We start from the raw sequence: 10603 nt of genomic DNA, 5'->3' as shown, positions 1-10603 counted from the left end.
TCTTCCAACAACCCAATGTTATGGCCAGCTTCCTAGCCACTGGCTTTGTGCTTTCTGCTTATCTTCTTGCGAGACAACCCGCGAAATATAACCACAAGATTAGCGAGTCGATTTTACTTTATTTAACTCCAACCTTAACCGTACCTCTATTAATTATTATTGCATCACGAACGGGTTGGTTGGCAGCGGTAATAGGGTTGATATGCATTCTGCCTTACCTATACAAATTCTCGACTAAGAAGCGATTTTACGGATGGTGCACATCAGTAGTAGTCGGTATCGCTGTTGCGTTTACGGTTATTAACCTGAGCACAACGGATAGTCTCGCGAGCAAAAGAACCAATTTAGAAAGCCCAAGAGCCTATACCTTTCCACAAGCGTTAGACATGATGATAGAAAAGCCATTTACAGGTTATGGTTACGGGAAGTTTGAACCTGAATACACCTTATATACGGCTCGCCAGCATCAACTTAACTCGAATTATCACCCCGGCCTTCCATCCATGGATCACCCTCACAATGAGTTTCTTTTTTGGGGCGTTGAGGGCGGGATAGTACCAATCATCGGTATCTTGATTGCTGCGGTGCTGGTGATGTCACGTATAGCCAGTTCGGCTAAAGGAACTCGTCTAGTACTGCTCGCGCTATTTATACCCATACTCTTGCATTCTCAGCTCGAGTATCCATTTTACCACTCTGCGATTCACTGGATAACCTTTATCATTTTGATTTACTGGGTTGATCAACGCTCTTCTCGGCACTATCAACAGTCGTTTAGTATCGTCAGTAAAACCCTCTTTAGAGTGTCGAGCTTAGTGATTCCGATCTTGGTGAGCTTCTATATGTTGAGCGCGCTGCATACCAATTATGTGCTGACTCAATTTGAACAATCTAAGCCGAAGAACCCAGATATTCTTAAGCAAGTTACGAATCCCGTAGTATGGAAAGATCGCTATGATTGGGATGTGTACAGCACGTATCTCAACATTGGGCTCTACAAAGCTGATCCGAGTCTTATTCAGCCTTATGTTGATTGGTCTTTGGAAATAATAAAGAGTAAACCAAGACCCGCGTTTTACAGTAACCTAATCCTCGCGTATCAGGGTTTAGGCGATCACAGCAAAGCAGAACAAATTCGGAGCGAAGCAAGCTTCTTATTTCCAAATAGAGATTTTTCAAAAGTTCAGTATAAGAAAATTTCAGCCGCTGAGAACAACGTATCTTCTGCCAAGTGATATTGATGCAGCTAAAGCGGTAGACTTTGGAGGCTTAAGTTAGGCACAAAAAAAGCGCACGATCTCTCGTGCGCTTTTTTTTCGAATTTTACGGTTAATTATTCTAATACATCTTTTAGTGCTTTTAAGCACAATGCGACGTTCTCTTTACGAGCGCCATAACCCATTAAACCAATACGCCAAGCCTTCCCTGCCAAAGAACCAAGGCCTGCACCGATTTCAAGATTATACTCTTCTAACAACTGCGTTCTTATTTTGGCTTCATCAATCCCTTCAGGGAAGTAAAGCGCATTCAATTGAGGTAGGCGACTCTCTTCGTCAACCACAAATTTTAACCCCAAAGCTTCTACGCCAGCTTTCAGTTCTTGGTGCATCGCATAGTGACGTGACCAAGCGTTGTCTAGGCCTTCATTTTTCAATAAAACCAACGACTCATGCAGAGCATACAGGCTATTCACCGGCGCCGTGTGGTGGTAACTACGCTTACCTTCGCCACTCCAATAACCTAATACTAAACTTTGATCTAGGAACCAGCTTTGCACTGGCGCTTGGCGGGCTTTCATTTTATCAACAGCACGCTGAGAAAAAGTAACCGGAGATAGTCCAGGTACGCAAGATAGACACTTTTGGCTACCCGAATAAACTGCATCAAGCTGCCACTCATCAACTAGTAATGGCACACCACCTAGAGACGTTACTGCATCAACAATCGTTAACGCACCAAACTGACGAGCGATAGCTGAAATAGCTTGAGCATCAGATAACGCTCCGGTTGATGTCTCTGCATGTACAAATGCGACAGCAACAGCATCAGGGTTTTCTGCCAATGCTTGTTCTACCTTTTCAACTGAAACGGGCTTACCCCACTCGTCGTCAACAAGGATGGCTTCGCCACCACAGCGAACCACATTCTCTCGCATACGCTCACCGAAGACACCGTTACGACAAACGATCACCTTTTCACCTGGCTCAATCAAGTTAACAAAACAGGTCTCCATACCCGCACTACCCGGTGCAGAAACGGCAATCGTAAATTCGTTTTCAGTCTGGAAAGCGTATTTAAGAAGCTGTTTCAGTTCATCCATCATCGCGATAAATAACGGGTCGAGGTGACCAATGGTTGGGCGGCTTAAGGCCTGTAAGACTTGAGGCGAAATGTCTGAAGGACCCGGTCCCATTAACGTTCGGTGCGGTGGATAAAAGCTATCAATAGCAGTAGTGAGTGTTAAATTAGACATGTACATCCCTTACGTTAATGTTGTGAACAATCCACCCTAAAGCAAATTGATTACCTCAGCAATTAGCCATAAGTATTGAGGTCACACCAGTGTCACATAATTGTTAAAATTATTTTTTAAATATCTCCAGTTACGGATTGACATTGTTACCGCAAACACGTTCAATGAAATGGCTATCTAGCAGAAGAGGAGCACTGCCCAGGCAGATGTTTTGTGGAACCGCATTTCCAATACAAAACATTAAGGGGGAGCAGTGCCGAGATAATAAAAGGATGCAGGACCTTTATTATCGGTTGAGCGGGCTGAATCCCGGCAACTGTCGCCATTTCTATATGGTGAGGAGCTTCTGAGGTTACTATTCTAATAATTCCTCTCTTTTTGCTCTAAATACTCTCTTCGAAAAACATCGGACGTTGGATTACCCAACCGTAATTTTATTTTAGGAAGTCGTGGGAGATATATCGTGAGTGCATCTAATGTAGCTGGTTCTTTTAATGTCGCTAAGTTTGGTGGAACAAGTGTTGCCAACTTTGAAGCAATGAGCCGTTGTGCTGCTATTATTGAAAATAACTCGAATACGAAACTGGTCGTGAGCAGTGCATGCTCTGGCGTTACCAACCTACTCGTTGAACTCGCGAATGGGGTTCAAGACAAAGCTCGTCGTCAGGATTTGATGACGCAACTGACTGACATTCATAACGCAATTCTCGATCAGCTAGCTGATCCAATCAGTATCGAAAAAGACGTACATTGTATTCTCGATGATATTGCGAGCGCCGCAGAAGCTGCATCATTTCAAGCCAGCACTAAATTGACAGATCACCTTGTCGCATGTGGTGAGCTGATGTCGACACACATTTTGGCTCAGATTATTCGTGAACGAGGTACACCAGCCGTTCGTTTTGATATCAGAGAAGTGATGCGCACTAATGGTGATTTTGGTAAAGCAGAACCACAACTTGAAGATATTTCAGCCCTAGCAAAAGAGAAGCTTATACCACTTTGCCAACAGCAAGTTGTGGTTACTCAAGGTTTTATCGGTGCAGATAGCGAAGGTAACACCACGACTTTAGGCCGTGGTGGCAGCGATTATTCCGCCGCGCTGATCGCCGAATCAGTACAGGCAATGGGGTTGGAAATCTGGACAGATGTTCCGGGTATTTACACGACAGATCCACGCATCGCACCGAAAGCATCTCCTATTCCAGAGATCAGTTTTAGCGAAGCATCGGAAATGGCAAACTTTGGTGCAAAGATACTGCACCCTTCAACTCTAGTACCTGCATTGCGCCACCAAATCCCGGTATTTGTCGGCTCTTCTAAAGCACCAGAGTTAGGTGGAACTTGGATTCGCCAAGAAGTTGAAAGCTCACCATTATTCAGAGCACTTGCTCTTCGTTGCAACCAAACGATGGTTACGCTTCGCAGTGCAAACATGTTCCATGCTTACGGCTTTTTGGCGAAGGTATTCGAGATCCTTGCTAAACATAAGATCTCAGTCGATCTCATCACGACTTCAGAGATCAGTGTCTCACTGACTCTCGATCAAACAGACACATCAGGTGGTGCTCCTGAGTTACCAGAAGCTGCTCGACTGGAGCTTGAAGAGTTGTGTTCTGTAGATATTGAACACGACCTATGCCTTGTTGCGCTTATTGGCAACAACATGAGTGAAAATAAAGGCTATGCAAAGCAGGTGTTTGGCACTCTGGAAGATTTCAATCTACGTATGATTTGTTACGGAGCAAGCCCACACAACTTGTGCTTCTTGCTAGATGCATCTGTTTCTAAGTTGGCGATCCAAAAACTTCACCAAGAGTTATTTGAATAAGGCGATGGTTAATTAATTGGTTTTAATTAACCAAACCCCAGATACAAAAAGGGTTGCTCTTGAGCAACCCTTTCTCTTTTTTACTTTACGAACCAAAGCTCGTCATAGATTCAAACTAGTTAATGTTTGGACCTAACCACTTCTCAGCTTCCAACATATCCCAGCCCTTACGATCAGCATAGCTTTCTACTTGATCCTGTTGAATCTGTGCAATCGCAAAATATCGCGAATCAGGATGAGAGAAGTACATACCCGACACTGAGGCACCTGGCCACATTGCGTAACTCGTGGTTAGTGAAATGTCGATGGCTTTTTCAACGTCCATCAACTCCCACAATGTGCCTTTCTCTGTATGTTCTGGGCAAGCAGGGTAACCCGGAGCTGGACGAATACCTTGGTACTTCTCTCGAATCAAATCGTCGTTAGACAAATCCTCATCAGGCGAGTAACCCCAAATGTCCTTTCTCACTTCTTTGTGTAAATATTCTGCAAACGCTTCAGCCAAACGGTCCGCAACCGCCTGAATCATAATCGCATTGTAATCATCACCATTAGCTTTATATTCATCAGCAAGCTCTCGCTCACCAATACCGCCAGTAACCGCAAAGCCACCAATCCAGTCAGCTTTACCGCTGTCTTTTGGAGCAATGTAATCTGACAAGCAGTAGTTAAAACCTTTTGGCTTCTCGGTTTGCTGGCGAAGATTATGCAGAACCTTCAGCACTTCTGTACGGGATTCATCGGTATACACCTCGATATCATCACCCACACTGTTCGCAGGGAACATGGCACACATACCACGAGCTTCAAGTAACTTCTCTTTCTCTACGCGATCCAACAAATCGTTGGCATCTTTGAATAGTCGTTTAGCTTCATCCCCCACCTCTTCGTGATCAAGGATTGCTGGGTACTTACCAACTAATGACCATGTCATAAAGAACGGAGTCCAGTCGATGTACTGACGCAAAGTCGCTACATCAAAATCACTGAAAATATGAACTCCCGGCTTAGCGGGTGCAGGGGGAGTGTAGGCATCCCAATCGATAGCAACTTTATTGGCACGAGCTTTCTCAAGTGTGACGGGCTTGGTACGAGGTTTTTTACGATTGTGTTGATCTCTAACTCGATCATAATCGATGTTCAACTTCTCAACGAAAGCAGGTTTCAATTCATCAGAGAGTAATGAAGTACAAACGCCTACAGCGCGAGATGCGTTATTGACATAAACAACTGGCTCAGAGTAGTTCTGCTCAATCTTAACCGCAGTGTGTGCTTTAGATGTCGTTGCTCCGCCAATAAGAAGAGGCAGCTTAAAGCCTTGTCTCTCCATCTCTTTGGCAACATGTACCATTTCATCAAGAGAAGGGGTAATCAGACCCGACAAACCAATAATGTCGACATTCTCTTCTTTAGCTACCTTAAGGATTTTTTCACATGAAACCATCACGCCTAAATCGATAATTTCGTAGTTATTACACTGCAAGACAACGCCCACAATGTTTTTGCCAATATCGTGAACATCGCCTTTTACGGTCGCCAGTAAGATTTTTCCGTTAGTCGCACCAACATCTTTAGTTGCATTAATAAATGGTTCTAGATGTGCTACCGCCTGCTTCATAACACGGGCAGATTTCACTACTTGAGGAAGGAACATTTTACCTTCACCAAACAGATCACCAACCACGTTCATACCATCCATTAATGGGCCTTCAATCACCTCAATAGGGCGAGAGGCATTAACGCGAGCTTCTTCGGTATCTTCAACAATAAAATCGGTAATACCTTTCACTAAAGAGTGTTCTAAGCGCTTTTCTACTGGCCAAGTTCGCCATTCTAGAGCTGACTTATCTTCAACTTTACCAACGGCTCGCTCTAGGTACTCGGTTGCCATATCAAGCAAACGTTCTGTCGAATCATCACGACGGTTAAGTACTACATCTTCAACCGCTTCACGTAAATCTTCAGGCACGTTATCGTAAATCTCTAACTGCCCGGCATTTACGATACCCATATCCATACCATTTTTGAAACAGTGGTATAGGAATACTGCGTGGATTGCCTCACGAACGTAGTTATTACCGCGGAACGAGAACGAAACATTCGATACACCACCAGAGATCATTGCATGAGGGAGATCGCGTTTGATATCTCCTACTGCTTCAATAAAATCAACCGCATAATTGTTATGCTCGTCAATGCCCGTCGCAACTGCAAAAATGTTCGGATCGAAAATAATATCTTCAGGTGGGAAACCGACTTCATCAACAAGAATGTTGTAGGCATTGGTACAGATCTCAACTTTACGCTCTCGAGTATCGGCTTGGCCGACTTCATCGAAGGCCATCACAATGACTGCGGCACCATAACGACGAACTAATTTAGCTTGCTCGACAAACTTCTCTTTCCCTTCCTTCAATGAGATAGAGTTAACGATGCCTTTACCCTGAATACATTTCAGACCCGCTTCAATAACGTCCCATTTTGAAGAGTCGACCATGACTGGCACTTTCGAGATCTCTGGCTCAGATGCACATAGATTAAGGAATTTAACCATGCACGCCTCAGCGTCTAGCATCCCTTCATCCATGTTGATATCAATGATTTGTGCACCGTTTTCTACTTGCTCTCGAGCAACACTCAACGCTTCATCGTAAAGCTCTTCTTTAATCAGGCGCTTAAATCGAGCTGAGCCGGTAACGTTAGTACGCTCACCTACGTTCACAAACAGAGATTCTTTGGCGATCGTCAACGGCTCTAACCCCGAAAGACGGCAAGAGACTGGCAAATCGGGTAATTGGCGCGGCATTACACCGTCAACAGCCTCGGCCATCTGGCGAATATGTTCTGGTGTCGTACCACAACAGCCACCAATTAAGTTTAAGAAGCCACTTTCAGCCCATTCCTTAACATGTTCAGCCATATCTTCGGGAGAAAGGTCATACTCGCCAAACGCATTAGGTAAACCGGCGTTAGGGTGAGCAGAAACATAGCTTTCTGAGATACGGGACATCTCACCAACGTACTCTCGCAGTTCATCTGGCCCGAGTGCACAGTTCAATCCAAACGAAATAGGTTTAACATGACGAAGGGCGTTATAGAATGCCTCAGTAGTCTGTCCTGAAAGCGTACGGCCTGATGCATCAGTTATGGTGCCTGAGATCATGACTGGCAATTTAATACCAACTTCTTCAAAAACCGATTCAACAGCAAAAGAACATGCTTTTGCATTTAACGTGTCGAAGATAGTCTCGATAAGAATAAGATCTGAGCCGCCTTTAATAAGTGCTCGTGTCGATTCGGAGTAAGCTTCAACAAGCTCATCAAAGCTAACATTACGGTAGCCTGGATCATTAACATCTGGGGATATAGAACACGTTCGGTTTGTTGGACCTAACACCCCTGCCACAAAGCGAGGTTTATCCGGAGTCTTTGCTGTCCACTCATCAGCAGCTTCACGAGCTAGCTTGGCAGCAGCAAAGTTAATTTCTTCGCTAAGGCTTTCCATATCATAGTCGGCCATAGCAATGGTTGTTGCATTAAAGGTATTGGTTTCGAGGATATCAGCCCCAGCTTCCAAATATTCAGTATGGATATCTTTGATAAGCTTGGGCTGTGTAAGAACTAAAAGGTCATTGTTGCCCTTTAAGTCACTATGCCAATTAGCAAAACGTTCACCGCGGTAGTCTTGCTCTTCCAATTTATAGTCCTGAATCATAGTGCCCATGCCACCATCGATCAGTAAAATTCGTTGCTTCAACAGAGCTTCAATCTTTTGCCTTACATTACTTCCCACAGTACAACCTCATTCCTTTAATTATCCCTCCATCCTATCACACATTAAAAAGGAGTCTAGACGTCTAAAAAAGGAAATTGATTACCGAGTCATGACAAAAAAATGTTTGCTATTTGAGCATGAGACAACGAAAATTCATATTCATACTTTGTTACATGTTGGAATACCAATGTCGGTCTATTACACCTTATGCTTCTTGTCCGCTGCTGCCATGCTTATTGCTTTCGTGAATACCAAAATTGGTAAGATGCAGACAACCATCGCCATCACAGCTGGTTCAATGATGCTATCTCTATTGATTATCATTGCGGGACAAAATAATTGGTTCCAATTGGCAGACATTGCCTCAGAGACCGTTGCCAGTATCAATTTTGAAGATTTCCTTCTAAAAGGGATATTAGGGTTCTTACTATTTGCAGGCGGGTTGGGAATTAAATTACCAAACCTAAAAGACCAAAAGTGGGAAATAACAGTACTCGCATTAGGGGCAACGCTATTTTCAACATTCTTTATTGGTTTTGTGCTCTATGGGTTCTGTCAGTTCATCGGTATTCAATTTGATCTAATTTACTGCTTACTCTTTGGCTCTCTAATCTCCCCGACCGATCCAATTGCCGTGTTAGCCATCGTAAAGAAACTCGATGCGCCAAGACGAATCTCTACTCAAATCGAGGGAGAGTCTCTATTTAACGATGGTTTTGGTTTAGTTATCTTCGTAACCCTATTTACTATCGCATTTGGTACAGAAGCGCCAACAGTCAGCAGTGTAACTATGCTTTTTGTCCAAGAAGCGATTGGCGGAATTGTCTACGGTTTTGCTTTAGGCCTCGTATTCCACTACTTAATTAGCAATACAGATGACCACTCGATGGAGTTACTATTAACTATCGGTATCCCAACTGCTGGTTATGCCTTTGCTGAAGTTCTACATGTATCGGGACCATTGGCAATGGTGGTATCAGGTATCATGATTGGTAACTGGACACGCTTTATCGGATTCTCAAAAGAGAGTGAAGACCACTTAGACCATTTCTGGGAGCTAATAGACGAGTTTTTAAATGGTGTATTGTTTTTACTAATCGGTATGTCAATGTTGCTATTCAAATTCCACCAAGAAGACTGGATCTTAATGGCGTTCGCCGTTCCTCTAGTACTAAGCGCTCGCTACCTAAGTGTCTTCTTGTCTTATATCGGGTTTAAGCGCTTTAGAACTTATAACCCATGGTCTATAAAAATTCTAACTTGGGGTGGTTTACGTGGCGGCTTAGCACTCGCTATGGCACTTTCTATACCTTCTGGCATTTGGGTAATTGAAGAGAAGCTCATCGATGTAAAAGAAGTTATCCTCGTTATGACCTATGCGGTAGTTGTGTTCTCGATTTTAGTACAAGGCTCGACAATTACTCCTATGATCGAAAAAGCAAAGCAAGCAGAGAAAGAGCTAGATTAACATCTCATAATATTAAACTAGGCTGCCTAATTTAGGTGGCCTTTTTTGTATCCTCTATAAATTGGACACATCAAATATTCCACACTCAAAAGCATCTATGTGGACTAAATTCTAGATCGAGCTGAGACCAAAAGAAGGCAAAAGAAATTTAATAACTATGTAGAAGACTCGTGAAACAACGATCTTAGCTCTATTCTAGTTCTTACTAGGGACAAGTCATGCAAAGAACTCGTTCACCTTTAGCACTATTGGGCATCCCCACCAAATCGGTCTTCAGTTGTATAAGTATAAATTGGATAGGGTTTACCATTTAATCTTGAAACAAAAGTAATGAGACTAAGAGCCTAGCAGCAATAACTTTAGCCATTATCGGAAGCTGCGGTATTAAATGAGTGTTGAGCAGAAAGACTCTATTTTTCAACTAAGTCTAAAAACGGAAGGTTACAACAAATAGGTTTCCAGAGGTGCGAGTAGATAGGAATAACTAAAGTAACAAAAAGAAAAAGGCTATAGCATTTCTACCGGACACGCTAACTATGGCAAGGGGCGACTGAGTCGGCACTCCGGAGATTCGACCGGGCTAGCGAGCCTTGGGAGACGCCTAGTTCTCCCAACTTTGCTTCATAGAAGCAACAGACGTAAAAAAGCCCCAGCATTTCTGCTGAGGCTTCTTATATGGCAGAGGTGGACTGAGCCGGCACCCCGGAGATTCGAACTCCCAACACGCGCTGTTTTAGTAAGTCGGGGAATCCGCTGCTGTGCTAATGGTGTATTATATTTGATTCAGAAACTAAAAAGGCTCTAGCATTTCTGCTAGAGCCTTAAATATGGCAGGGGTGGAGAGATTCGAACTCCCAACACGCGGATTTGGAATCCGCTGCTCTGCCAATTGGAGCTACACCCCTAAAACTTTCATTACTTCAGATTCGAAAAAACCTCGCACTAGGCGAGGTTATCGAATAAGTGGCGGAGTGGACGGGACTCGAACCCGCGACCCCCGGCGTGACAGGCCGGTATTCTAACCAACTGAACTACCACTCCGCAGTGGTCAACTCA

General features: G+C 43.7%; 5 protein-coding genes, 2 tRNA genes and 1 riboswitch. Of the genes, 3 read left to right on the top strand and 4 right to left on the bottom strand.

Translation table 11 applies throughout. From position 1 onward, the window contains the following. Positions 1 to 1235, top strand: a 1235-nt coding sequence (locus tag IQO02_RS03680; RefSeq protein ID WP_228005996.1) for a PglL family O-oligosaccharyltransferase, incomplete at its 5' end; no start/stop codon positions are given. Positions 1236 to 1333: 98 nt separating this feature from the next. On the opposite strand, the gene IQO02_RS03675 is transcribed toward IQO02_RS03680, so the two are convergent. Further along, positions 1334 to 2473, bottom strand: a complete 1140-nt coding sequence (locus tag IQO02_RS03675; protein WP_010434313.1) for a pyridoxal-phosphate-dependent aminotransferase family protein — start codon at positions 2471 to 2473, stop codon at positions 1334 to 1336. 176 nt (positions 2474 to 2649) lie between these two features. Next, a riboswitch (Lysine riboswitch) is annotated at positions 2650 to 2827 on the top strand. Between the two features lie 109 nt (positions 2828 to 2936). On the opposite strand from IQO02_RS03675, the gene lysC reads away from it, so the two are divergent. Then, positions 2937 to 4304, top strand: a complete 1368-nt coding sequence (gene lysC, locus IQO02_RS03670; protein ID WP_010434311.1) for a lysine-sensitive aspartokinase 3 — start codon at positions 2937 to 2939, stop codon at positions 4302 to 4304. 115 nt (positions 4305 to 4419) lie between these two features. Here the strand turns inward: lysC and metH are convergent, their stop codons facing one another. Continuing rightward, a complete protein-coding gene (gene metH / locus IQO02_RS03665; RefSeq protein ID WP_016792984.1) occupies positions 4420 to 8097 on the bottom strand; it encodes a methionine synthase in 3678 nt (1225 codons plus the stop codon). Positions 8098 to 8266: 169 nt separating this feature from the next. Here metH and IQO02_RS03660 point away from each other — a divergent pair, with 169 nt between their 5' ends. Further along, positions 8267 to 9547 carry a cation:proton antiporter gene (locus IQO02_RS03660; RefSeq protein WP_010434305.1) on the top strand — a complete coding sequence of 427 codons (1281 nt, stop codon included), beginning with the start codon at positions 8267 to 8269 and terminating at the stop codon, positions 9545 to 9547. A gap of 828 nt (positions 9548 to 10375) precedes the next feature. Here IQO02_RS03660 and IQO02_RS03655 read toward each other — a convergent pair. Both IQO02_RS03655 and IQO02_RS03650 read right to left on the bottom strand, forming a co-directional pair. Beyond that, positions 10376 to 10452 (bottom strand) — tRNA-Trp (locus IQO02_RS03655). Positions 10453 to 10511: 59 nt separating this feature from the next. Continuing rightward, a tRNA-Asp gene (locus tag IQO02_RS03650) sits at positions 10512 to 10588 on the bottom strand. Positions 10589 to 10603: the final 15 nt, after the last annotated feature.

It is taken from the genome of Vibrio sp. OPT24, assembly GCF_015163545.1.
Lineage (GTDB): Bacteria > Pseudomonadota > Gammaproteobacteria > Enterobacterales > Vibrionaceae > Vibrio > Vibrio cyclitrophicus.
This window is presented reverse-complemented; position numbering and strand designations above follow the sequence as displayed.

What these genes read in the sequence shown, in the direction of transcription:
- IQO02_RS03675 (WP_010434313.1), bottom strand. Translation starts at nt 2,473, where the DNA reads ATGTCTAATTTAACACTCACTACTGCTATTGATAGCTTTTATCCACCG.
- IQO02_RS03660 (WP_010434305.1), top strand. Translation starts at nt 8,267, where the DNA reads ATGTCGGTCTATTACACCTTATGCTTCTTGTCCGCTGCTGCCATGCTT.